Raw genomic sequence first — 22,115 nt, forward strand, 5'->3', positions numbered from 1 at the left:
AAGGTAGAGACGGATGGAGAGTCATGAGCAGGGGATGGGCCGCGAAGCGCTAAGCTGTGCGCGCCGCGTGGTAGTGAAAATCGGTAGCGCACTGCTGACCAACGACGGCCGTGGCCTGGATGAAGCCGCTATTGGCGGCTGGGTTGACCAGGTTGCCGAGCTTCATCAACAGGGTATTGAAGTGGTGCTGGTCTCCTCCGGCGCCGTGGCAGCAGGCATGGTGCGATTAGGCTGGCAAGCACGCCCGAGTGCGGTGCATGAGCTGCAGGCCGCCGCCGCCGTGGGCCAGAACGGCCTTACCCAGTGCTATGAGCAACATTTTGCTCGCCACGAAATGCTCACTGCGCAAATTCTGCTCACTCATGACGACCTTTCCAACCGCAAACGCTACCTCAATGCGTTATCGGCCCTGCGCACGCTGGTGGAGATGCGCGTGGTGCCGGTCATCAACGAAAACGATACGGTGGTGACCGACGAAATACGCTTTGGCGATAACGATACGCTGGGCGCGTTGGTAGCCAACCTGCTGGAAGCGGACGCGTTACTGCTGCTGACCGACCAGGAAGGCCTGTTCGATGCCGACCCACGCCATAACCCCAATGCCCAGATGATCGCCGAAGGGCGCGCAGATGACCCGCGCTTGGCAGCGGTGGCGGGCAGCGGCGGGGCGCTGGGGCGGGGTGGCATGAGTACCAAGGTACGTGCTGCCAAGCTTGCCGCGCGTTCAGGCGCCGTTACAGTGATTGCCAGTGGTCGCCAGCCAGGTGTCATTACCCGGCTTATGAGTGGTGAAGCGTTGGGAACGCTACTGCATCCGGAGCAGGCACCGATGGCGGCGCGTAAGCGCTGGCTAGCGGGGCAACTGCAAGTGCGTGGCACGCTGATGCTGGATGCTGGGGCGGTAAAAGTCCTGCGCGAAAAAGGCTCCAGCCTGTTGCCGGTAGGGGTGCGGGGTGTAAAAGGCACGTTCAAGCGGGGCGATATGGTGGTGTGTGTCGATGAGCAGGGCACGCCGGTTGCTAAAGGGCTGGTCAATTACGGTGTGGATGAAGCGCGTCAGTTGGCGGGGCAGCCGAGTCACCAAATTGAGGCTATTTTGGGCTACGTAGAAGCCCATGAACTGATTCACCGCGATAACCTGGTGGTGATCTAGCGCTTGGTTTTTGCCCGGGTATTGGTTGAAATAGAACATCATCAAAACGCCGTTTGCTGTGATCAGTAAGCGGCTTTTTTATGCGTGCGCTACTTTGCCTTGGGGGCGATGGGCACTTGGCGGGGCCAGTCGTTGGGCACAATAAATACCCGCTCAATGCGCTGCTGGTGGGGCAGGTAGAGCATTATTTGCTGGGGCCCCTGTTCGATGAGTCGCTCAATGCCAGGTATCACGTCGGCCACTGGTTGAAAATCTTCCGCTCTGGGCGGCGCTAGCCAGTGCGGTTTTCGTAACCAGACTATGCGTAACGACGCACCCAGGCTATCGCGCAGCGCAGGCCAGTCACGCAAAAAACACCACCTGCCGCGGTGATGGTCCGGCGTAGCATGTTGGGGGGAAGGCAGCGCTGTATGCCACGGGTAAAACAAGACGCCCGGCATGGCGAGGCGATGAGTAAGAAGCTCTCCTACCGTGGACGAGCAGGTGGCGATGTCGCGGGGGGTTAGCCAGTGAGCAAGCGTGGCCAGTGCCCCGGGCGTTATGGAGCGCGGCAACTGGTGCTGGCATAAATGAGCGCATTTTAGCGCTAGGCTATCCAGCCCACCAGGACCGATCCAGCGGCTTGGGCTGTCGGCCGGGCCGGGGCCTTCAGGCAGGCCCAAATAAAACTTGATCGCCACTTCCAGATGCACGGGCGCCGGGTTATCGCGGGTGCGGTAAAGCATATCCAGCTCGCCAAGCGTTGTACGCTTTTTAAAAATGCGCACATTTTTGGCGAGTAGCCGCGTGTTAGGCGCGTTATCCAGCAGGAGATGCCACAGCCGCTCGTGGTAGTGCCCCATGCGGCCTGTCTGTTGGCGGTTAACACCTGCGAGTAGCGGCGTTATTTGCTGTAGCCAGTCAGCAGAGCCTGCGGCCAGGCCCAACTCCTGACACGTCGGGCGGCCACCGTTTGGCATGGGCGGCGGGAGCGTGACCAGATCGGGCGCTGTTATCAACCATGCCAAATCATGCGCTATTTGGGCCACCCCCGGCGCTATCATCTCTTCGCTTTTCTCAGCACGATGCCTTCTTACTTCCACGTTATCAGTTCCACGATGTTCTCCCCTTGGCATCACTGTCGCTAGGTAGTGGTAAAAACACCAGCGGGCCCCGTAGGGCCCGCACCGTGTGGTAACACTTAGCCAGTGATAGGGTGCTACCGCTAGCAGCTATTAATCACGGTCAATTTCAGTAATCTCGTAAGAGCCTTGACGCAGGCTTATTTCCAGCTCGCGGCCATTCTCATCCCGGCCTTCGATATCAATAACGCCGCCCTTATCAATGTCGATATCCTCAAACTCGCTCATGCCCTCTTTTCGTGCCACTTCCAGCGCCTGGCGTACGTCCTCTTCGCTCATTCCCCACGCACCGGTAATTAAGCGTTTACGCTCTTCTTTTAGGGTTTCGCCGTTATCCAGAGAAAATTCAACGTCGGCGTACCACTCATCATCCAGCCAGCCTTCTACCTCGGCGCGTCCACGGCTTTTAATGCTGATCTCTTCATAATGGGTGAATCCATAATCGACGGCAGGTACCAGCACCTCGTCAACCCGGTCCATGGACAGCGCGTCTGCTTGAGCGCTGCCTGCGGCGGCGGTAAGTAGCAGAGCAGAGGCGGGGATTAACAGCATTTTTTGCATGACGTTCATATCAAATTCCTTCTTTGCTTAATGAATGGCATTGCCCGATGAATGTGGTCTGATACAGATCACTCAGCGAATGCGACAGAGGATTTATAGCACTGCGGTTATTTCCCCAAGCTGAACAATCCATTCATCTAGCGTTCATGTTGCTTCTGGCATTCTAGTCCAATGAAGTCACTCCGCCATAGATTCACGCACCGACTCTTTTACTGCTTCCTCTCTTCTGCCAAGTGGATGGGCGGGGCGCTGCTGGCTGCCATATTGATAGGCAGCGCTGTGGGTGACCAGCACTGGGAAACACTGCACAGTGAAGTGCGCCGTGGGGAGGTGGTGCCCTTGGAAACTATTTTAGACTGGCTGGAAGCGAACTATCTGGGAGACGTGCTGGAAGTGGAGGTAGAGCGCGAGCAGGGTCTGGTAGAGTATGAAATCAAGCTGCTGGGCCCACAAGGTCAAGTGGTTGAGTTTGAATTTGATGGTCACAATGGTCAGTTAATGAAAATAGAGGGTGTGCGTATCAATGAGATGCAGCGCCCACAAGGTATGACGCCATGAAGTGTTTGCTGGTAGAGGATGATCAGGCGATTGCCCGCGAGCTGAGCCAAGCGCTGCGTGACGGTGACTGGGTCGTTGAGCACGCCGAAAATGGCCAGGAGGCCGACTTTCTGGTGCGTACCGAAACCTACGATACGGTAATACTCGATGTAGGTTTGCCCGACGGCGACGGCACGCGTTGGCTGGCCGCCTGGCGTGAAGACGGCATTGATCTGCCTGTGCTGATTCTGACCGCTCGAGAGCGCTGGGCCGATAAAGCGGCGGGCTTTACCGCAGGTGCCGATGACTACGTTACCAAGCCTTTCGAGCCGGGTGAGGTGTTGTTTCGGCTACGGGCACTGGTGCGGCGTACCCACGGCCATGCTCATCCGGTACTCAAAGTAGGTGAGCTCAGCCTGGATACTCATACGCAGCACGTTAGCCTGGCGGGCCGCCCGGTAAGCTTGACTGCCCAGGAGACACGCTTGCTTAGCTACCTAATGCATGCCGCGCCTCGGGTCGTCAGCCGAAGCGAGCTTTCTGAACACGTTTACGACCGTGACCACGAGCCCGACTCAAACGTAATTGATGTGCAAATCAGCCGACTACGTCGCAAGCTGGGGGCCTGGCGGTTTGCCACCCTGCGTGGGCAGGGTTACCGGCTCTTGGCAGAAGTGCCCGGCGGCGAATGAGCAAGGTAACGCCCACTTGGCGAACGCGCTGGGCAGGCCGCTCGATTAACCTTCGCTTGCTGCTGGCCGTTTTAGTCATGATCGGGGTGGCCTTGCCGCTCGCTGGAATGCTGCTCTCGCATCATTACCGAAACGCGGCGACCGAGTCGTTTGATGAACGCCTTGAAGCAACGCTGAACGTGATTATTGCGGGCGTTTCCGTTGACCCGCTAAGTGAGCAGTTGCGTTATGACCGCGCTCTTGGGGACCCACTTTTTGACCAGGTCTTCTCCGGATGGTACTGGCAAATTACCGATCAACAGGTGCACACGATCACCTCGCGCTCGCTGTGGGATCAACGCCTGCCGGTCACCGATAATGAAGAGGTGAGCGCGCGCTCGTTGCCCGGCCCACGTGGGCAATCGCTGCGTACCGTCGAGCGAGATATTTACCTGGCCCCTTTAGAAGCCCCTTTGCATATTAGCGTAGCGGCCCGCGATGACGAGCTGAAGGCCGATATACGCGAGTTCCAGCGCTTGCTCTGGCTGGGCCTGGTCAGTCTTGGAATATTGCTGTTAGGCGTGCTGGGCCTACAGGTGCGCTGGGGGCTTGCGCCGCTGCGACGTATGCAGGCCAACTTAAAAGACGTTGAGCAGGGGCGCGCAGCAGCGATGACAACAGACCTGCCTAATGAGCTTGCTACGCTCGCGGCTTCCATGAACGCCGTACTGGCCCGCGACCAGCGCCTGATTGAGCGTGGCCGTCACACGGCAGGTAATTTGGCCCATGCCCTGAAAACCCCCTTAAGCGTTATGCGCTTGCTGGTCCACCAGTTGCCTGACGCGCATCGCGCCGCCTGGGAAGCCGAGTTAACCCGAATGGACAGTGCCGTTCGCCATCACTTGGCACGGGCCTCTGCTGCGGGGGACGGTGGCCGCTTTGCGCCGATCTCGCTACACGATACGCTATCGCCACTGCTCAGCGGGCTGGGTCGGCTGGCTCAGCGTCGCTCGCTTACCCTGCATCAAATCTGGGAAAATCACCCGCGTGTACACTTGGATGCCCAGGATATTCAGGAGCTTATCGGCAACGTGCTGGATAATGCGCTGCGCTGGGCAAGCCATGAAGTGACGTTTAGAGTGTGGGTTATCGACCAGACACTTTGGTTGAGCGTCAGTGATGATGGCCCTGGCATGACACAGCAAGAGAGCCAGGAGGCACTTGAGCGCGGCAAGCGCCTGGATGAGCAGCGCTCCCAAAGTGGCTTGGGTCTTGCCATCGTGGCGGACCTGGTCACGCTCTATCATGGCCAAATGCGCCTTCAGCGCGCAGAGGCTGGGGGGCTTGAGGCTATTGTCGAACTACCGGTGGTGGCGCATGGCTAAAAGAGAGCAAATGCAATGACAATGGATGATGCGTTGCCGGATGTATTGGTCGGCCCGCTATTGCGCCGCATTAGCCCCACACGCCTAGTGTTGTGGTTAGTGGCAACGCGCCCGCTTGATATGTCGCTGGTGCTTTTCCCGGGCGGCAGCAATGAGCAGCGCTTCCACTTAAATGATCATCACCAGTGCCTGCCTATCGGTCGGCACGCGTTTATTCACTTGATTGACCTGCGCTTGCCGCACGCGCTATCCACTGATGAACGCATCGAATACGACCTGCGATTTCAAGCGGCGACGGGGGAGTGGCAGGCGCTGCCCGAGTGGGCGCCCTGGCTGTGCCATGAAGGCTCTGCTTATCCTGCCTTTGTCATTGCCTCACGCCATCACCGGTTAATGCACGGTTCGTGCCGTAAGCCTCACCATGCGAGCGCCGATGGGTTAGTGCGCGCCGACAGCTGGCTGGCGGACAAGCAGCCAGCGCCGAAAGAGTGGCCAGCATGGTTGTTAATGACCGGCGACCAGGTGTATGTGGATGATGTCGCAGGCCCCATGCTGCGTGCGGTGCATGCACTTATTGAACGCCTGGGGCTAGTCGATGAGCGGCTGGAGGGCGCCACGGTGGAGGATAGCCAAGCGCTTTATGCCTCGCCTGATAGCTATTACCAGCGCGAGTCGCTGCTGCCTGATGTCACCAGCAACGTGGCGCTGCGCGAGCGATTTTTCGGCGGCGTTAAAAAGCCGGTGTTTACCTCGGCGAACGCCTCCAATCATCTAATGACACTGGCGGAAATGCTCGCCATGTATTGTTTAGTGTGGTCGCCGGTTGCTTGGCAAATGATTTCCCCGGAGATGCCTGCCCTTAACGATAAAGCAGCCCAACGTTATCGCCAGGAGCAGGCGGCTTTGGATGATTTTGTGGCCGGGTTACCGCAGTGCGCTCGGTTAATGGCGCATTTGCCCAGCTTGATGATCTTTGACGACCACGATGTTACCGACGACTGGAACCTGACTGCCGATTGGGAGCGCTGTGCGTATGGCCACCCGTTCTCAAAGCGCATTATTGGCAATGCGCTGGTGGCCTATTTGCTCTGCCAGGGGTGGGGCAATGCACCGGATAAGCTTAACCCGCTGGTCGAACAGGCGGCCGAATTGTTCCGTGAGCCAGGGCCGCTTGTGTGCGCCAGGCAGGATGCATTGATCGAACGGCTACTGCGTTTTCAAGGGTGGGAGTTTCAGGTGCCCGGTACGCCTGCGCTGATTGTTTTGGATACCCGCACCCGCCGCTGGCGTAGCGAGCGTAGCCCCCAACAGCCATCCGGATTAATGGATTGGGAAGCGCTGATGGAAATGCAGCAGGCGCTATTGGGTTGCAAAAGTGCTGTCATCGTCTCGCCAGCCCCCATGTTTGGGGTAAAGCTGATTGAAGGCGTTCAGAAGATGTTCACTTGGGCGGGCAAGCCGCTGGTGGTGGATGCCGAGAACTGGATGGCCCACCGTGGCGCCGCCAATACATTGCTGCAAATCTGGCGTCATTCCAAAACGCCGGGCAATTACGTGATTCTCTCTGGCGATGTGCACTACTCGTTTGCTTACGACATTATTGTGCGTCGCCAAAAGCGTGCGCCCCATTTATGGCAGGTGACCTCCAGCGGCATCAAGAACACTTTCCCCGTGCAGTTGCTAAATACCTTTGACCGGCTTAATCGGTGGCTCTACGCGCCCTGGTCGCCGCTTAACTGGTTTACCAAACGTCGCAAGCTGAGTATCCACCCGCGTGACCCCAGCGGGGCAAGCGCGGGCGAGCGGCTTTGGAACGCCAGCGGTATTGGCCTTGTAACGCTGGATATTGAGGGCCGCCCGGTGGATATTCGCCAGTTGGACGCCAACGGCAATGACGTTGTCTTTCCCCCGCCCGCTGACCTTCCCTATATCTGATGACATGTATCTGACGTCAGTGCATGGCAAACAACAGGGCTGTTCGCTGGAATAGCGTGTAGCGCGGGCGGCGGCATAGACAGCCGCGAACCGCGCATGCCATAGTAAGCATGCTTAGGGGACGGCATGCACCAGGTGCATCGCCTCATCAAGATCGAACAAAAGTAAAAGGCCCTGTTGGGCACTATTTTGATAGGGGCAGACTGCAATGAATAGGAGGCTCTGGTGCTGAGAGCAGGCGCTGCCAGGAAAGAACGGCTGCTGAAAAGAACCTTTCTGGCGATCCTTTTGTTGATGGCAGCCACTCCGGCCTTGTCAGCCGCTCCGGCTGTTGGCATGTTTGGTAGCTTCTTTCCTTACTGGCTAATCTCGCTGTTTATCGGTGTGGTGGCAACGATTTTTATCCGTGTCATTTTCGTGGTGACGAAGCTTGATGACATCATTCCGTGGCGTGTCCTGGTATATCTGTCTCTGACGCTGGCCATGACGCTGTTATCTTCTCATCTTTTTTTTGGACGCTGAATCATGAAAGGTCATGCTTCCAAGCGGGTAGCATCCATTGTCGGAGCCGTGATCGCCATTGCCATCATTGCGGGCGCTGCTGTTCTGGCTTACCACAGCTACGAGAATGCGCGCGCCAATCCGCTGTCAGATGATGCCACTCTGAGGGCCGATATTGTCCACATTGCTCCGTCGGTCGCGGGCCGCATCGTGGCCTTGCATGTTGAGGAAAACGATTTTGTCCGCAAGGGCGATCTGTTGCTGGAAATTGATGACACTGCCTATCGGCTGGCCCTGAAACAGACACAGGCCGACCTGGCCATGGCAACGGCGGCCAGTGGTGATCAGTCTCGCACTATCCGCGCGGAGCAGGCCAATGCAGAAATTGCCGAGGCCCAAATCAATCGAGCCACGGCAAACCTGGCGCTGGCGAACCAGACCCTTGACCGTCTGCTGCCGATGGAGTCCAAGGGGTATGTTTCTCAGCAGCAGATCCACGACGCGCGCACTGTTAAACGCAATGCCGAAATCAGCTTGCAGGAAGCGATTCAGCAGCGTCAGGCCGCTGAGGCGCTGGTGGGTAATGATGAAGCAACCCTGGCGTTGATTGAAGCGCGCCGGGCCGCTCAGGACATTGCCCAGCATGAGCTGGACGGCACTCGGGTCTATGCGCCTGCCGACGGTCGGGTTGTCGGAGTGACCGTTTCTGTGGGTGACTACGCGCTGCCTGCCCAGTCCCAGTTCAATCTGGTCAAGACGGACACTTGGTATGCTTCGGCCAACTTCACCGAAACCATGCTGGGCAATATCGCGGTCGGTGACTGCGCCACGGTATATGCGCTGGCTAACCGCGACCGTGCCATTAAAGGCACGGTGGTGGGGATAGGTTGGGGCGTGGCCTCGAAGGACCTGATCGACCTGCCGTTATCGCTGCCGATTGTGCCGAAATCTCTTGATTGGGTGAGAGTTCAGCAGCGCTTTCCCGTCCGCATTCGGCTGGATGACCCGCCGGCAGAATTGATGCGAGTCGGCGCATCGGCGGTGGCAACGGTTCACCACCACGATGGCTGCTGAATCTCCGTGGGGGAAAATCGCCCGCCAGGCGTGGGCGGATATCCAGCCCTTTCCCGGAAGGATGGGCCTGACTTGGCGCGTGGCGCTACTGTGTGCTCTGGTGTCTGCAACGGCCATGATGCTGAAAATACCTGAGGCCGCGATTAGCTGCTATCTGATCATTTTTCTGTCCAAGCAGGATGCCGTCAAGAACTGCATTATGGCTTTGGGCGTCATTTTGATGGCGTCTACCGTGGTGGTGCTGATGATTCCGATCATCAACGTTAGCATCGACAGCCCTGCCATGCGGCTGGCAGTCATGTTTTTTGCCTCGTATATCTTCCTGTTTCTCAGTTCAGCGACTCCGCTGGGTGAGCAGGCGGCCATTGTTGGCTTGGTGATCGCCTTTATCATGACGCTAGTGACCATGGTGCCGGTTGGTGAGGTCGCTGACAAAGGCTTGCTGATGGCATGGAAAATGGCCTGCATGCCGATGTTTTTGATGATCCTTTTTAACCTGCTGTTCGGCACCCCTTCGCAAACACTGGTGCGTAACCGGATTGTCGAAAGACTGCGCTGTGCGGCAGACCGCATCGAGACACAGCAAGCATCCACAGCTTTTAACACCCTGGTGAGCGAAGGTAATGATGACTCGTTGCAGCAAATGCAGCTCGTTAAGCTACTGCACCTGATATCGACGGCACGCTCTCGCTGGCTCAGCGGAGCCACTGAGACAAGTTATCGCATCCTGATTATCGCGGAGGCCCTGCCTGAAAGCCTGAGTCGTGCAGCAAGGAGTGACTTGGCGGTTGAGTTACGCCAAGCGGCGGATGCTATCGCCAATGATGCGTGCCCGGTGCTACAGGCGGCGCCGGAGGCGACAGAAACCGGCTTACAGCCGCTTTACGTCGCCTTACAGGGTTTGTCCCAGCCAGATGGAGGAGCGGCACAACCGCCGCGTCCGAGAAAAATACCTTTGCTGGCTGCCGATGCGTTTTCCAATCCGATACATCAGCGCTATGCGTTAAAGACATCCGCCGCGGCGGTGCTTTGCTATTTGATTTACACCGGCATGCAGTGGGATGGCATTCATACGGCGATGATCACCTGTTATGTGGCCGCGCTCGGCACTACGGGGGAAACACTGCGCAAACTGACGTTGCGGATCGTCGGTTGTCTGATTGGCGCAGCGATGGGGATTTTTTCGTTGGCCTTCATCATGCCGCACCTGAGCTCCGTCGGTGGCCTGATGGGGCTGGTGTTCTTTGGCGTGCTGATCGGTGCCTGGGTGTCATCAGGTACTGAGCGGATCTATTATGCCGGCGTGCAGATCGCCTTGGCTTTCTTGCTGACCACTCTCAACGGGTTTGGCCCCAGCTTTGATATCTCCCAGGCCAGCAACCGTATCTACGGAATTTTGCTGGGTATTTTTGTCATCTATGTGATCTTCACCCAGTTCTGGCCGCGTAGCGTCATCAATCAGGTGGCACGGCAGCTCAATGATGCGTTGGATGCCTTGAGCGATCTCAGTACGCTTTCCAGGCAGGATCAACAGTTGCGCACCCAGGCGGCATCTACTGCATATTTTGCACTGGGCCAGGCCGAAGAGCTGCTCGATATGGTGCCTTTCGAGCCGTCGCGTCTGCGTGCCAGTGCTGATGAGCTGAAGCGCGTGGAGAGAATTGTTGAAGAACTCAATGACCTCACCGGCCAGCTTTACATGGCAGAACAGGATGACGGCACTATCAAAGAGCGCCTGCAGCGACTCAAGTCACAGCTGGTCACTGAGCTTGAAAACCGACGTAACAGGGCGTCTTCGACTTACGAGGGCTCTCCCCTCGACGACGGCGCGTATAGTGATATAGAACGGCAACTCACTCGGATAGAGCGGATTGTGCATGTTGAGAAAAGCTAGCGTGTTCAGATTAGCCAAGCTCAGAACCTGTATTGCTCTGGGCGTTGTTCTTGGCACTATAGGGGGCCTGCAGGGCTGTGCAACGGATGCGCTGAAGAATACTTCCGCCTCCCCCAGCACACCCTGGGTGCCTCAAGGTCAGTCCGTGCTACCTGGCGATTTTTCCGTGTCAGGTTCAGCTGATATCGGCTTGCTGCCAGACCCGGTGTCACAGGATCTACAGTCGGACAAGGTGTATCAGTTACCCGAACTGATAGACTTTGCGCAACGCCATAACCCGTCAACCCGAATTGCCTGGGAGCAGGCGCGCCAGCTGGCGCTGGCCTCTGGAATGGTTGAAGCCACGTTTCTGCCGATCCTGACCGCCAATGTGTTTGCGGGCAGGCAGCAGACCAGCATTCCTTATCGCGGATTGCTGGATGGTGACACTCACCATGTCGATACCACCGTCAGCGGTGTGGCGCCGAACCTTGCTTTGCAGTGGCTAGTGTTTGATTTTGGTCGGCGCGAGGCGCTCAGCGATGCCGCCCGACACAATGCCTATGCGGCCAACGTCAACTTCAATGGTGCCCACCAGGCGGTGATCTACAACGTGACGCGTAGCTATTACCAGTACGGTGCTGCCAAGGACAGGCTGGCAATTGCTGAGGAGGTGCTGGTCAACAACCGCCTTCTGCAGGATGCGGCTGAGTCCCGCTACGCCAATGGCACCGGCACCAGTATCGCTGTTGCTCAAGCCCGTCAGCTTGTCGCCCAATCTAACCTGCGGATGGTGCAGGCACAGAGTATGCTGCGCGATCAGTATCAGGAGTTGCTGAGTGCTCTCGGCGCTTCGCCGACGACCCAGATCGAGGTGGCCGGCGCGTCGAATCGCCCGCTACCGGGTATTGACGAGTTGGCATCGGTGGATTCTGCGATTGAGGCGGCACTCAGCAAGCGGCCGGATGTGCTGGCCAGCTATGCTGAGCTGCAAGCTGCCAAAGCGACAGAGCGTGCCGCCGATGCCGACTTCATGCCCCGGGTATTTGTTGCCGCCGCCACGGGAACCAACAAGCAAAATCTGAGCATTGGTCATTTGCCCAGTATTGGCAACCAGACCACAGGCACCGGGGTGTTCCTTGGGGTGACAATGCCTATCTATGATGGCGGCCTTCTTGCCGCCAAACGCCAGCAGGCAGTCTCTGTCACGGCTTCAGCCGAAGCGGCATTCGAGAAAATTCGCAACACGGCGATGCGCGAGATGGTCGTTGCTGCTGATGCACTGCGCTCCTCACTGGCGGCTTTTGACGCCGCTGATGCGTTGACCGAAGCGGCAGCGGTGACTTACGACGCGGCCTTTGATGCTTATCGCAACGGGGTAGGCACTATCACTGAGGCTACTGCGGCGGAGTCCGGTCTGCTGGATGCAAGGCTGGCACGCTCCGAGGCACATGCGGCAAGCTTGATTGCCGCATCGACGCTTGCGTTCACGCTTGGCGCCATGACCTCAAGCACGTCTCCTTTAGAGGCTATTCCCTGACGCTTGTCCGCCCACCACCCTTCACACGTAAGCTATTTTAGCGCGCTAATTGTCACGCCAATGTCATAAAAAAGTCGCACGCTTACTAACTAGACAGTCCTCGTAAAAAGCCTTTGCAAACTGCCTCTAACACCGTCTCTAATACAAGAGGCATTCAGCCGTTGACCGCCCAGGAAGCTCAATGGCTTAACCGTATTATTGAATCAGAAGATCTGCACGTGTTGTTTCAACCCATCGCGGATGCCAGCCAGCACTCTATTTACGGCTATGAAGGGCTGATACGTGGGCCTAAAACATCGCCGCTGCGCTTGTTTGATGTGGCCATGCAGGCAGGGCAATTGGTAGAGCTGCATTAAGTGTTTTGCAACCGTCATCAAGTGGTCACTTAAGTGTCGCGGTGTTGTCATCTAGCGTCGGCAGGATGGCGCTATCTTTGAACAACATTCTAGGTGACGTATGCATGCTGTGACTCTTCCCCGTACTTTGATCAGCGCTGCTGTTGTCAGTGCCTTTGCTCTGGTTGCCGTTAATGCATCGGCAGACCTCTCTGCGCGCTATGTTGATAACGACGGCGACATGGTAGCGGATGCACCCACGGACGAGTCGCAGTGGGTCGACCCCGATACGTTGGTATTTGCTTATACACCGGTTGAAGACCCGGCTGTTTACGCGGATGTTTGGGCCGGTTTTTTGGACCATCTGAGTGAAGCCACAGGCAAAGACGTTCAGTTCTTCCCGGTGCAGTCCAACGCGGCACAGCAAGAAGCGCTGCGCGCTGGCCGCCTGCATGTAGCGGGCTTTAACACCGGTGGTGTTCCGGTTGCCGTGAACTGCGGTGGCTTCCGTCCGTTTGCCATTATGGCAGCAGACGACGGCAGCTATGGCTATGAAATGGAAATCATCACCTATCCAGGTAGCGGTATTGAGTCGGTTGAAGACCTCGAAGGCCGCCAGTTGGCGTTTACCTCTGAGACCTCTAATTCAGGCTTCCGGGCACCTTCTGCGCTGCTGCGTTCTGAATATGGCATGGAAGCAGGGGAAGCCTTCGAGACAGCGTTCTCGGGTTCCCACGATAACTCCATTCTGGGCGTTGTGAATCAAGACTACGACGCAGCGGCCATTGCTAACTCCGTCGGCACGCGCATGATTGCCCGGGGCGTAGTGAATGAAGGCGATTACGACATTATCTACACCTCAGAAACCTTCCCCACCACAGCGTACGGTTTGGCGCATAACTTGAAGCCTGAACTGGCTGAACAGATCCAAGACGCGTTCTTCAGCTACGACTGGGAGGGTTCTGCGCTACAGGCTGAGTTTGCCAACTCGGGTGAAGCGCAATTTATGCCGATTACCTATGAAGAGCACTGGTCCGTTATCCGCACGATCGCCGATGCTAACGGTGTGACGTACGAATGTGACTAAGTAAGCACTTAATTTTGCAGTTACTCGGCCAGAAGGTTAATCCCTTCTGGCCGTTACATTATGTAGATGAGGTAGAGCGATGTTGACACTCAGCGGCGTTACCAAACGCTATCCAACCGGGGACCGTGCGCTTACCGATATCGAACTTACCCTGCCTAAAGGCCAGGTGATGGCGCTTATCGGCCCCTCTGGTGCGGGTAAAAGTACCCTGATTCGCTGTGTAAATCGCTTGGTAGAGCCGACGGCGGGCAGCATTTGCCTGGAAGGAACAGAGCTTACCAGGCTTTCGGGCAGCGGCCTGCGTAAGGCACGCCGCTCAATGGGCATGATTTTTCAGGAGTATGCGCTGGTTGACCGCCTGACCGTGATGGAAAACGTGCTTTCCGGACGGCTTGGCTACGTGGGCTTCTGGCGTAGCTTTTTACGTCGCTACCCGCAGGATGCCGTCGCTGAAGCGTTTCGTCTGCTTGAGCGGGTAGGCCTGCCTCACGCTATTGATAAGCGCGCCGATGCGTTGTCCGGTGGCCAACGCCAGCGAGTGGGGATTGCTCGGGCACTGTTACAAAGCCCCAAGCTGTTACTGGTAGATGAGCCAACCGCCAGCCTGGATCCCAAAACCTCACGCCAGATTATGCGCCTGATTCGTGAACTGTGTGCTGAGCGCGAGTTGGCGACGATTATCAATATTCATGATGTCGCGCTCGCCCAGCAGTTTGCGGACCGTATTGTGGGGCTGCGGGCTGGCCAGATCGTGTTTGATGGCCGCCCTGACGAGCTAACCAGCGAGATTCTCACCACCATTTATGGCGAAGAGGATTGGGATACCTCTCCTGAACCTGCCGATGAGCCTGACAGTGAGGCCGTTTCCTGTGAGCGCCGCTCTATCGCAGTTGAGATGGCTGGGGTAGCACCATGAGTGAGCAGCGCTCTGCGTATTTTGAAGCCCGCCAACACGCGGCCCGCCAAGGGCATTGGCGTCGGTTACCTCTTGTGCATAGCCAGTGGTTGCGTTGGGCTATTGCCTTGGGTGTGGTGGCTTACCTGGTGTTGGCGCTGGCCTCTGTTGAGGTGAATTGGGCACGTGTGGCGGAAGGCACCAGCCGAGGCCTGCGTTTCATTAGCGCGTTTGCGCAGCCTGATTTTTTCAGCCGTGGTAACGATATTATCAATGGGCTGGTCGAGAGTTTGACCATGACGCTTACCTCCTCGGTCATTGGGGTAGCGCTCGCGATTCCCGTGGGACTAGGCGCTGCACGCAACATTGCGCCGCTGCCGATTTATTTCGTATGCCGTAGCATCATTGCCGTCTCACGTACCTTTCAAGAGATCATTATTGCGATCCTGTTTGTGGTGATGTTTGGCTTTGGCCCGCTGGCGGGGATGATTACGCTGGCGTTTGCGACTATCGGCTTTATGGCCAAGCTGTTGGCCGAAGATGTTGAAGACCTCGACTGGCGCCAGGTAGAAGCGGTGAGAGCGACCGGCGCCAGCTGGTGGCAAACCATGAATCACGCCATTCAGCCCCAGGTTATGCCGCGCTTAATTGGCCTCTCCATGTACCGTTTGGATATCAATTTTCGCGAATCGTCAGTGATCGGCATTGTTGGTGCAGGCGGAATAGGCGCCACGCTGAATACCTCGCTTAGCCGTTATGAGTACGACACGTCAGCCGCCATTTTGTTGATCATCATCGCGATTGTGCTGCTGTGCGAATACAGCTCAAGCCACGTCCGCCGTTGGACGCAGTAATCTCCGGAGAATCTATATGCCTGTTTCAACCTCCCGGCAAGGGGTCCCGGTATGGCGGCTACGTACCACGCGTGCCCAGTGGCTGCAATTTAGTGCGTGGCTAGTAGGGATTAGCCTGTTCTTGTTCTGCTGGAAGGTGATTTCCGATAACACCATGTGGGTGTTTGTTGAGGATGCTGGACGCCAGGGCAGTGATCTTTTAAGCCGGATGATGCCCCCCAAATGGGAATACGCCAATGTGCTGTGGAAACCCATGTGGGATACGCTGAACATTGCCACGCTGGGCACCGCCTTGGGGATTGTGATGGCGTTTCCTGTGGCGTTTCTCGCCGCGCGTAACACCACGCCGCATCCGCTAGTGCGAAGCCTAGCGTTGATGGTGATCGTGTCGTCACGCTCTATCAATTCGCTGATTTGGGCCATGCTGTTGGTAACGATTTTGGGTCCGGGCGTCCTGGCGGGCATTATCGCCATTGCGCTGCGCTCTATTGGGTTTGTGGGCAAGCTTCTTTATGAGGCCATTGAGGAAATTCACCCGACGCCTGTCGAGGCCATTAGCGCAACCGGTGCTAGCCGTTTACAGGTCATGAACTACGGCGTTCTGCCTCAGGTCATGCCAGCGTTTGCGGGTATCAGTGTTTACCGGTGGGATATCAATATTCGTGAATCCACCGTGCTTGGCCTGGTGGGCGCTGGGGGGATCGGGCTTCAGTTGAATGCCTCTATCAATATGCTCGCCTGGAATCAGGTCAGCGTTATTTTTGTCATGATCTTCGCCACGGTATTGGTCTCGGAATGGATATCCGCCCGTGTCCGCCACGCGATTATTTAACCCACGGATTGATAAATCGCCAAGCGAGGAGTTCTGAATGCGCTTTCCTGATGCTGATGTCACCACTATTGATTTGCTGCGCCATGGCGAACCCGTTGGCGGGCGTATGCTGCGCGGTTCCACTGACCACCCGCTGAGTGAAACTGGCTGGCAGCAGGTAACGGATGCCATCATGCGCCATACCGTTGACGGCAGGCCGCCTTATGATGCGGTGCTTACCTCGCCGCTTATGCGCTGTCGTGAGTTTGCGCTGTGGTTAGGTGAAGAGTTTGAATTGCCAGTACAGATTGAAGACGATCTTGCCGAATTGCACTTGGGACGCTGGGAGGGCAAAACCCACGCTGAGGTGTTTAGCGAGGAGGGCTCCGCGCCGATGAGCGCTTTCTGGAACAGCCCTGAGGCCGTATCACCACCGCAGGGCGAGGCGATGGATGTTTTTGATTCACGGCTTGCTGAAGTATGGCAAAACGTGCTGGTAAACCCGCCTGGTAAGCATGTGTTGGTAGTGGCGCATCTGTTTGTTTGCAATGGCCTGCTGCGCCAGGTGCTGGGGCAACCGTTAGGGCGTGTATTGGCGATGGATTTGCCTTACGCTGCGATGAGTCGTGTACGCCACGAACGCCATGCGTTAGGCGAAACCAGCTTTATTGAGTGGATTGGCCGTTAGTTGAACTTGGCGCTGCCCTCCCGTTTGCGCCATGATAAGGGCATTGCCACAAGGAGAGCTGCTAATGCCCATCACGTTGGGAAGGTTTACGTTCGCTTTGATGATGTTAATGTGGCTTTCGGGCTGTGCCAGCCGTGATGTCGCTATCGCACCCCCTTCATCGCCTGCCGAATCCCACGAAGGACTTTCCATGGAGCGCGTGCTGATCCTGGCCCACGCTCAGCAGGCCATTGGTACGCCTTACCGCTTTGGCGGCAATACGCCCGACGGCCTCGACTGCTCGGGGCTTGTTGAAATGGCGTATCGCGCGGCCGGTATGCGCGTACCGCGCACCGCAGACGCACAGTTCCGTGCGCTACCTTCAGCCAATACCCCCAAACCTGGCGATCTGCTCTTCTTTGGAGAGCGTAGCAAGGCCACGCATGTAGGCATTTATCGCGGCAACCAGCAGATGATCCATGCACCGGGAAGTGGTCGCGCCGTAGTTAGCGTTCCCTTGGATGTCGATTACTGGCAGCAGCGCTTTTTAGGCGCCGCTGCACTTGCTCCTTGATACTTGGCCTGCACCTTTAACGCACCTACTTACGTATTGCATCCCACCTTATGGGGCGTAAGGTCGCTTTTTAATGAGTTCTCTCCAAGCCGAAAAAAGTAGTCCTGATGCTTGGCTTTCGCAATGGTCGTTACGAGCCGGTTGGCAGTCGCTTACACAACTTCCATAAGCGCTGCGGCTTCGGGGTAGCAATCACCGTCTGCATTTTCTTGATAGTGGCCTGTGAGTCACCCAGGATGGGGCCGTAATCGATAGGCACTTCTCTCGCAACGGCGTACTTCTTTCCATCAGGTCGCGTGGGGACAGCCGCCTCATCACCTGTTAAATAACCCACATGGCATTGCTATTGTCTATATAATTACGTCATCTCATAAGCGGTATCCCTCGCTTATGCCGTTAACGCGATCAGGCTTATCCGCCGGGTCGTTTACAACCTGCTTACCCAGCATTGGTTGTGGTTATATCAGGAGATATACCATGTCTGCCTCACCTGTCACATTGATGGTAGCTCGGCGCATTGCCAGTGGCCGTTACCATGATTTTAATCGGTGGTTGAACGAAGGTCGCGAGCTAGCGGCTGATTTTCCTGGTTATCTGGGCTCAGGAGTGCTTGCGCCACCCGAGCATCACGATGAATATCAGATTATCTTCCGCTTTAGCAGCAGTGAAACGCTCCATGCATGGGAGCACTCGGCTTCACGGCATGCCTGGCTTGTGCGCGGCAAGGGGCTTTATGATGCGCCTCATGAGCACCGTGCCACGGGGTTGGATGCCTGGTTTCAAACCGGCTCAGGCAGTGTGCCGCCTCGCTGGAAGCAGGCCGTGGCCGTTTGGTTGGCCTTTTTTCCTATCTCGTTACTCTTTCAGTGGGTATTTGGCGGTATGTTGGCCGATTGGGCGCTGATCCCGCGCGTGTTAGTAAGCACTCTGATACTAACGCCAGTGATGGTATTTGTGTTTATTCCACTCTCCACACGGCTACTGTCGCCCTGGCTGCAAGGGAAGTGGTCACCAATGGATAGGTGGATGCATGTGCGGCGCATTACTCGAACATAAGACTTTTTTTCCCCGGATATATGTACTCCACGAGGGGCAACGCTGCTACGCTAACTAAGCTTGCAGTAAAAGGACAACTGCTGCAGGCCTAGCGTCTGCGTGTTACATCGCCTTCATGGAGTACTGTATGATTCACGTCCATCATTTGGAAAAGTCGCGCTCATACCGAATTTTATGGCTTCTCGAAGTGCTTGCGTTGGACTATGACATCCATGTATATCAGCGTGATCGTAAAACTCCGCAGGCCCCTGCAGCACTAAAAAACATTCATCCTTTAGGTAAGTCGCCAGTCATTATGGATGGTGAATTAGTGATTGCAGAGTCAGGGGCAATCATTGATTACTTACTACATACCTACGGCAAAGAGCGCTTGCAACCCTCTGCCGATAATATCGCCGACTGGGTTGATTACCGCTATTGGCTACATTATGCCGAAGGCTCTTTAATGCCACTGCTGGTGATGCAACTGGTGTTTAAAAAGATACCCGCACAGTCTCCCTGGTTAATTAAACCGCTCGCTAAAGGCATTGGCGATAAGGTTAGTCAGCAATTTCTAGCGCCTCAGCTTAAACAGCATCTGGGCTTTATCGAAGATCATTTAGCGCGTAAAGAGAACTTTGCAGGTGAGTGGCCAAGCGGGGCTGATATTCAAATGAGCTTTCCTCTTCAGGCCATAGCTGCCACCCAAACGCTGACAACGTATCCCGCCATTATGCGGTTTGTAGCGCGTATTGATGCTGACCCTGCCTGGCTGCGTGTGGCCGAGCGCGCAGGCCCGCTCACTATGCCAGGCGAGTAACAGGACGATGCAGGATAAGGCTGGATACGTTACTCACCCGCTGTGGTTGATGCCAGGACGACTGCTTGCTCGTACACGTAGAGGCGCTATTAAGGCCGCTGCGTTGCTGGGCCTCTGGAGTTTGGCTTTTTCAAGCATGGCCAGCGACACCTTATTGGTGGGCGTTTATAACAATCCACCAAAAATATTCGTGGATGACCAGGGGCATTTGCGCGGTATTTTGGGTGAGCTGCTTGCAGCGATTGCACAAGAAGAGGATTGGCAGCTTGAGAGTATTGCCTGCGAATTCCACCACTGTCTTACCCTGCTTGAACAGGGGGATATCGATATATTGCCCGGGACTGCCTGGGGTGAAGAGCGTGGTGAGCGTATCGCGTTTCATCGTGAACCGATTATCCAAAGCTGGTCGCAGATTTATCAGCGCGAAAACGAGCGGGTCGAGGCGATTCTTGACCTTGAACAAAAACGCGTCGCCATTGTAGATGGCTCTATTCAACAGAACTACCTGAGCGCCGTGACAGAACGCTTCGGTGTTGCGGTCACCTGGCTGCCCGTTGATAGCTATGCGGATGCTTTTCAAGCAGTGGCCATGGGGGATGCGGACCTGGCGGTTACCGACCACATCTTCGGAGACTGGCGCGCGCAGGACTATGGGCTATATGAAACGCCCATCATCTTTCAACCTATCCGGCTGTTCTATGCCGGGTCGCCTACTTTGTCGGCAACCATACTGAACCGTATCGACGATGTGTTGCTTGGTTGGAAGCAAAATCCACGTTCAGCGTATTTTAGGATACTGCGTTCCTGGCGTGCCGAAACGCCACCCGATACGATCTCTGCCTGGTTATGGGGCGGGCTTGGTCTGTTAACGGCGCTACTGGCTGTGGCACTAGGCAGTGCATGGTGGCTTAAACGGCGTGTCACGCTAAATAGGGCACAGTTCGACGCCAATGAGGCCATGCTGGCCACTATTCTTAATAACGTGGACGCCTGCATCTATATCAAAACACCCTCGTTACATTACCAGTTTGTCAACCAGCGGGTGGTTGAGCTCTTTGGGCTGCCGAAAGAGCACATTCTGGGTAAAAGTGATGAAGCATTTTTTGATAGCACAACCGCGAATGAAATAGCTCAGATTGACCGCAGTGTGATGGAATCAGGCAAAAAAATAACGCTCGAAGAGGGGAACGTACTACAACACAACGATAAGGTTCGCACGTTTGTTACTATTAAAATGCCGTTGTCCCTCTCCCCAGGCGAGCCCGCGAGCCTGTGCGGGATTTCCACTGAACTAACCGATTACCTTGAGTTGCAATCGCGTACCAATCATCTGGCGTTTTACGATGCGCTGACAGGCCTGCCTAATCGACGCTTATTGATGGAGTCGTTAAGTGGGAAAATTGAGCAGGAGAATACGTCCCATCTCTACAGCGCACTGCTGACCATTGATCTGGATAACTTTCATCTCGTTAACGATATTCAGGGCCATGAAAGTGGTGACCAGTTGTTAATTGATGTGGCCAATCAGGTGCGGCTGTTGTTACCGGAAGGGGCTGTGTTGGCCCGCTTTAGTGGGGATGAGTTTGTTGCGCTACTGGCAAAGCAGGGCGAGCACCCGGCGGATGCTGCGCTAAGCGCTGAACGTACAGCCAAGCAGTTGTTGGACGCTATCTCCAGACTGCGAGCGGGTCGTTCGCTGCCCGTCAGCGCCAGTATTGGTATTACGCTATTCGATGGCGTTGACCATAGTATGAACAGCGTGCTCCAACAGGCCGATTTGGCACTTCAGCAGGCGAAAGCAGCGGGTGGGAATACGCTGCGCTTTTTTAATCGTAGTATGCAAACACGCTTGATCGAGCGGGCCAGCCTTGAAGCTGATTTACACCATGCGCTGGCACGTCATGAGCTGACGTTGCACTATCAAACTCAGGTGAACCATCAAGGCATTACCACCGGTGTGGAGGCGCTTTTACGCTGGTATCACCCTCAGCGTGGCTGGGTGCCGCCCTCGACCTTTATTCCTCTAGCAGAAGATAATGGGCTAATTATACCCATTGGTTATTGGGTGCTTCATTCTGTCTGCGAGCAGCTTGCCAAGTGGGCCAGCCAGGCCCCTTATGCTGCGCTGACGATTTCCGTTAACGTGAGTTCGGCACAGTTTCAGCAGCCTGAATTTGTACGCAATTTGGAAGGTCTTCTTGCTCAGACCCAAGCGCCACCGGGGCGGCTGGTGTTGGAAGTCACCGAGAGCCTGTTAATGCATGATCCAACACGCGTGCGCAATACAATGCTCAAATTGCGCGCGCAAGGGGTTCGCTTTGCGATTGATGACTTTGGTACTGGCTACTCGTCGTTAAGCTATCTTAAACGACTGCCCTTGGATGAACTAAAGATTGATCAGTCGTTTATCCGCGAGCTTTTAACCGATAAAGCGGATGCGGCCATTGTCGATACCACCATTTTGTTGGCAGTGAGTCTTGGGTTAACGGTGGTCGCCGAAGGGGTCGAGAAGCAGGAGCAGTTGGACTGGCTAAAGGGTCATGGCTGTTATCATTATCAGGGTTACCTGTTTGGCCGCCCGACATCCATTGATCGCTTGTTTGAAAGCTATTAAAAGCTAAACGATAACGCCCTGGATAAGGGCGCTATCTATTATGGTGAGGAGGTGTGTTAAAAAACAGCGTAT

22 protein-coding genes are annotated in these 22,115 nt (G+C 56.0%); 19 read left to right on the forward strand and 3 right to left on the reverse strand.

What is annotated here, in order from left to right; translation table 11 throughout:
- The first annotated feature begins 13 nt into the window (after positions 1–13).
- A complete protein-coding gene (gene proB / locus ACT3TC_RS05605; protein WP_444639423.1) occupies positions 14–1,153 on the forward strand; it encodes a glutamate 5-kinase in 1,140 nt (379 codons plus the stop codon).
- Positions 1,154–1,242: 89 nt separating this feature from the next.
- Here the strand turns inward: proB and ACT3TC_RS05610 are convergent, their stop codons facing one another.
- A complete protein-coding gene (locus ACT3TC_RS05610) occupies positions 1,243–2,196 on the reverse strand; it encodes a DUF1853 family protein (protein ID WP_444639448.1) in 954 nt (317 codons plus the stop codon).
- A 171-nt stretch (positions 2,197–2,367) separates the two neighbouring features.
- Positions 2,368–2,844 (reverse strand): PepSY domain-containing protein, encoded by a 477-nt coding sequence (locus ACT3TC_RS05615; RefSeq protein WP_087108803.1) that lies wholly within the window; start codon positions 2,842–2,844, stop codon positions 2,368–2,370.
- A 228-nt stretch (positions 2,845–3,072) separates the two neighbouring features.
- On the opposite strand from ACT3TC_RS05615, the gene ACT3TC_RS05620 reads away from it, so the two are divergent.
- The 15 genes from ACT3TC_RS05620 (at position 3,073) to ACT3TC_RS05690 (ending at position 17,574) form a co-directional block, all read left to right on the forward strand.
- The gene (locus tag ACT3TC_RS05620) at positions 3,073–3,393 is read left to right on the forward strand and encodes a PepSY domain-containing protein (protein ID WP_444639449.1); all 321 of its coding nucleotides are present in this window, start codon (positions 3,073–3,075) and stop codon (positions 3,391–3,393) included.
- Positions 3,390–4,064, forward strand: coding sequence for a response regulator transcription factor (locus ACT3TC_RS05625; protein ID WP_193056537.1), 675 nt, complete (start codon positions 3,390–3,392; stop codon positions 4,062–4,064). The genes ACT3TC_RS05620 and ACT3TC_RS05625 overlap by 4 nt, the downstream gene beginning before the upstream one ends.
- Complete coding sequence (locus ACT3TC_RS05630; RefSeq protein ID WP_444639424.1) at positions 4,061–5,428, forward strand: sensor histidine kinase; 1,368 nt, start codon at positions 4,061–4,063, stop codon at positions 5,426–5,428. Before ACT3TC_RS05625 ends, ACT3TC_RS05630 begins: the two co-directional genes overlap by 4 nt.
- A gap of 15 nt (positions 5,429–5,443) precedes the next feature.
- Positions 5,444–7,363 (forward strand): alkaline phosphatase D family protein, encoded by a 1,920-nt coding sequence (locus ACT3TC_RS05635; RefSeq protein ID WP_444639425.1) that lies wholly within the window; start codon positions 5,444–5,446, stop codon positions 7,361–7,363.
- Positions 7,364–7,588: 225 nt separating this feature from the next.
- Complete coding sequence (locus ACT3TC_RS05640; protein ID WP_319643844.1) at positions 7,589–7,885, forward strand: YtcA family lipoprotein; 297 nt, start codon at positions 7,589–7,591, stop codon at positions 7,883–7,885.
- 3 nt (positions 7,886–7,888) lie between these two features.
- On the forward strand, positions 7,889–8,938 hold the full coding sequence (mdtN, locus tag ACT3TC_RS05645) for a multidrug transporter subunit MdtN (RefSeq protein WP_444639426.1): 1,050 nt from the start codon (positions 7,889–7,891) through the stop codon (positions 8,936–8,938).
- On the forward strand, positions 8,928–10,832 hold the full coding sequence (locus ACT3TC_RS05650) for an FUSC family protein (protein ID WP_444639427.1): 1,905 nt from the start codon (positions 8,928–8,930) through the stop codon (positions 10,830–10,832). The genes mdtN and ACT3TC_RS05650 overlap by 11 nt, the downstream gene beginning before the upstream one ends.
- Positions 10,816–12,351 carry a TolC family protein gene (locus ACT3TC_RS05655; protein ID WP_444639428.1) on the forward strand — a complete coding sequence of 512 codons (1,536 nt, stop codon included), beginning with the start codon at positions 10,816–10,818 and terminating at the stop codon, positions 12,349–12,351. The genes ACT3TC_RS05650 and ACT3TC_RS05655 overlap by 17 nt, the downstream gene beginning before the upstream one ends.
- A 161-nt stretch (positions 12,352–12,512) precedes the next feature.
- Positions 12,513–12,707 (forward strand): hypothetical protein, encoded by a 195-nt coding sequence (locus ACT3TC_RS05660; protein WP_444639429.1) that lies wholly within the window; start codon positions 12,513–12,515, stop codon positions 12,705–12,707.
- A gap of 100 nt (positions 12,708–12,807) precedes the next feature.
- Positions 12,808–13,773: a phosphate/phosphite/phosphonate ABC transporter substrate-binding protein gene (gene phnD, locus ACT3TC_RS05665; RefSeq protein WP_172117627.1), complete on the forward strand. Its 966-nt coding sequence runs from the start codon at positions 12,808–12,810 to the stop codon at positions 13,771–13,773.
- A gap of 79 nt (positions 13,774–13,852) precedes the next feature.
- Positions 13,853–14,689 (forward strand): phosphonate ABC transporter ATP-binding protein, encoded by an 837-nt coding sequence (phnC, locus tag ACT3TC_RS05670; protein WP_444627946.1) that lies wholly within the window; start codon positions 13,853–13,855, stop codon positions 14,687–14,689.
- On the forward strand, positions 14,686–15,522 hold the full coding sequence (phnE, locus tag ACT3TC_RS05675; protein WP_444639430.1) for a phosphonate ABC transporter, permease protein PhnE: 837 nt from the start codon (positions 14,686–14,688) through the stop codon (positions 15,520–15,522). The genes phnC and phnE (ACT3TC_RS05675) overlap by 4 nt, the downstream gene beginning before the upstream one ends.
- Positions 15,523–15,538: 16 nt before the next feature.
- Complete coding sequence (phnE, locus tag ACT3TC_RS05680) at positions 15,539–16,354, forward strand: phosphonate ABC transporter, permease protein PhnE (RefSeq protein WP_172117624.1); 816 nt, start codon at positions 15,539–15,541, stop codon at positions 16,352–16,354.
- A 37-nt stretch (positions 16,355–16,391) separates the two neighbouring features.
- Positions 16,392–17,021, forward strand: a complete 630-nt coding sequence (locus tag ACT3TC_RS05685) for a histidine phosphatase family protein (RefSeq protein WP_444639431.1) — start codon at positions 16,392–16,394, stop codon at positions 17,019–17,021.
- Between the two features lie 64 nt (positions 17,022–17,085).
- The gene (locus ACT3TC_RS05690) at positions 17,086–17,574 is read left to right on the forward strand and encodes a C40 family peptidase (RefSeq protein ID WP_444639432.1); all 489 of its coding nucleotides are present in this window, start codon (positions 17,086–17,088) and stop codon (positions 17,572–17,574) included.
- A 130-nt stretch (positions 17,575–17,704) separates the two neighbouring features.
- Here ACT3TC_RS05690 and ACT3TC_RS05695 read toward each other — a convergent pair whose 3' ends face one another.
- The gene (locus tag ACT3TC_RS05695) at positions 17,705–17,908 is read right to left on the reverse strand and encodes a putative metalloprotease CJM1_0395 family protein (protein ID WP_444639433.1); all 204 of its coding nucleotides are present in this window, start codon (positions 17,906–17,908) and stop codon (positions 17,705–17,707) included.
- A 143-nt stretch (positions 17,909–18,051) separates the two neighbouring features.
- Between ACT3TC_RS05695 and ACT3TC_RS05700 the strand changes: the two genes are divergently transcribed.
- From ACT3TC_RS05700 to ACT3TC_RS05710, 3 genes are all read left to right on the forward strand, one after another.
- Positions 18,052–18,630 (forward strand): antibiotic biosynthesis monooxygenase, encoded by a 579-nt coding sequence (locus ACT3TC_RS05700; RefSeq protein ID WP_444639434.1) that lies wholly within the window; start codon positions 18,052–18,054, stop codon positions 18,628–18,630.
- A gap of 127 nt (positions 18,631–18,757) precedes the next feature.
- Complete coding sequence (locus tag ACT3TC_RS05705; RefSeq protein WP_444639435.1) at positions 18,758–19,429, forward strand: glutathione S-transferase; 672 nt, start codon at positions 18,758–18,760, stop codon at positions 19,427–19,429.
- A gap of 7 nt (positions 19,430–19,436) precedes the next feature.
- On the forward strand, positions 19,437–22,043 hold the full coding sequence (locus ACT3TC_RS05710; protein ID WP_444639436.1) for an EAL domain-containing protein: 2,607 nt from the start codon (positions 19,437–19,439) through the stop codon (positions 22,041–22,043).
- Positions 22,044–22,115: the final 72 nt, after the last annotated feature.

The sequence above is a fragment of the Halomonas sp. AOP27-A1-41 genome (assembly GCF_052378605.1).
Taxonomy (GTDB): Bacteria; Pseudomonadota; Gammaproteobacteria; order Pseudomonadales; family Halomonadaceae; genus Vreelandella; species Vreelandella citrativorans.

Excerpts from the sequence above, each read along its gene's own strand:
- proB (WP_444639423.1), top strand. The coding sequence starts at position 14 with ATGGAGAGTCATGAGCAGGGGATGGGCCGCGAAGCGCTAAGCTGTGCG.
- ACT3TC_RS05610 (WP_444639448.1), bottom strand. The coding sequence starts at position 2,196 with ATGATAGCGCCGGGGGTGGCCCAAATAGCGCATGATTTGGCATGGTTG.
- ACT3TC_RS05615 (WP_087108803.1), bottom strand. The coding sequence starts at position 2,844 with ATGAACGTCATGCAAAAAATGCTGTTAATCCCCGCCTCTGCTCTGCTA.
- ACT3TC_RS05620 (WP_444639449.1), top strand. The coding sequence starts at position 3,073 with ATGGGCGGGGCGCTGCTGGCTGCCATATTGATAGGCAGCGCTGTGGGT.
- ACT3TC_RS05625 (WP_193056537.1), top strand. The coding sequence starts at position 3,390 with ATGAAGTGTTTGCTGGTAGAGGATGATCAGGCGATTGCCCGCGAGCTG.
- ACT3TC_RS05630 (WP_444639424.1), top strand. The coding sequence starts at position 4,061 with ATGAGCAAGGTAACGCCCACTTGGCGAACGCGCTGGGCAGGCCGCTCG.
- ACT3TC_RS05635 (WP_444639425.1), top strand. The coding sequence starts at position 5,444 with ATGACAATGGATGATGCGTTGCCGGATGTATTGGTCGGCCCGCTATTG.
- mdtN (WP_444639426.1), top strand. The coding sequence starts at position 7,889 with ATGAAAGGTCATGCTTCCAAGCGGGTAGCATCCATTGTCGGAGCCGTG.
- ACT3TC_RS05650 (WP_444639427.1), top strand. The coding sequence starts at position 8,928 with ATGGCTGCTGAATCTCCGTGGGGGAAAATCGCCCGCCAGGCGTGGGCG.
- ACT3TC_RS05655 (WP_444639428.1), top strand. The coding sequence starts at position 10,816 with ATGTTGAGAAAAGCTAGCGTGTTCAGATTAGCCAAGCTCAGAACCTGT.
- phnD (WP_172117627.1), top strand. The coding sequence starts at position 12,808 with ATGCATGCTGTGACTCTTCCCCGTACTTTGATCAGCGCTGCTGTTGTC.
- phnC (WP_444627946.1), top strand. The coding sequence starts at position 13,853 with ATGTTGACACTCAGCGGCGTTACCAAACGCTATCCAACCGGGGACCGT.
- phnE (WP_444639430.1), top strand. The coding sequence starts at position 14,686 with ATGAGTGAGCAGCGCTCTGCGTATTTTGAAGCCCGCCAACACGCGGCC.
- phnE (WP_172117624.1), top strand. The coding sequence starts at position 15,539 with ATGCCTGTTTCAACCTCCCGGCAAGGGGTCCCGGTATGGCGGCTACGT.
- ACT3TC_RS05685 (WP_444639431.1), top strand. The coding sequence starts at position 16,392 with ATGCGCTTTCCTGATGCTGATGTCACCACTATTGATTTGCTGCGCCAT.
- ACT3TC_RS05690 (WP_444639432.1), top strand. The coding sequence starts at position 17,086 with ATGCCCATCACGTTGGGAAGGTTTACGTTCGCTTTGATGATGTTAATG.
- ACT3TC_RS05700 (WP_444639434.1), top strand. The coding sequence starts at position 18,052 with ATGTCTGCCTCACCTGTCACATTGATGGTAGCTCGGCGCATTGCCAGT.
- ACT3TC_RS05705 (WP_444639435.1), top strand. The coding sequence starts at position 18,758 with ATGATTCACGTCCATCATTTGGAAAAGTCGCGCTCATACCGAATTTTA.
- ACT3TC_RS05710 (WP_444639436.1), top strand. The coding sequence starts at position 19,437 with ATGCAGGATAAGGCTGGATACGTTACTCACCCGCTGTGGTTGATGCCA.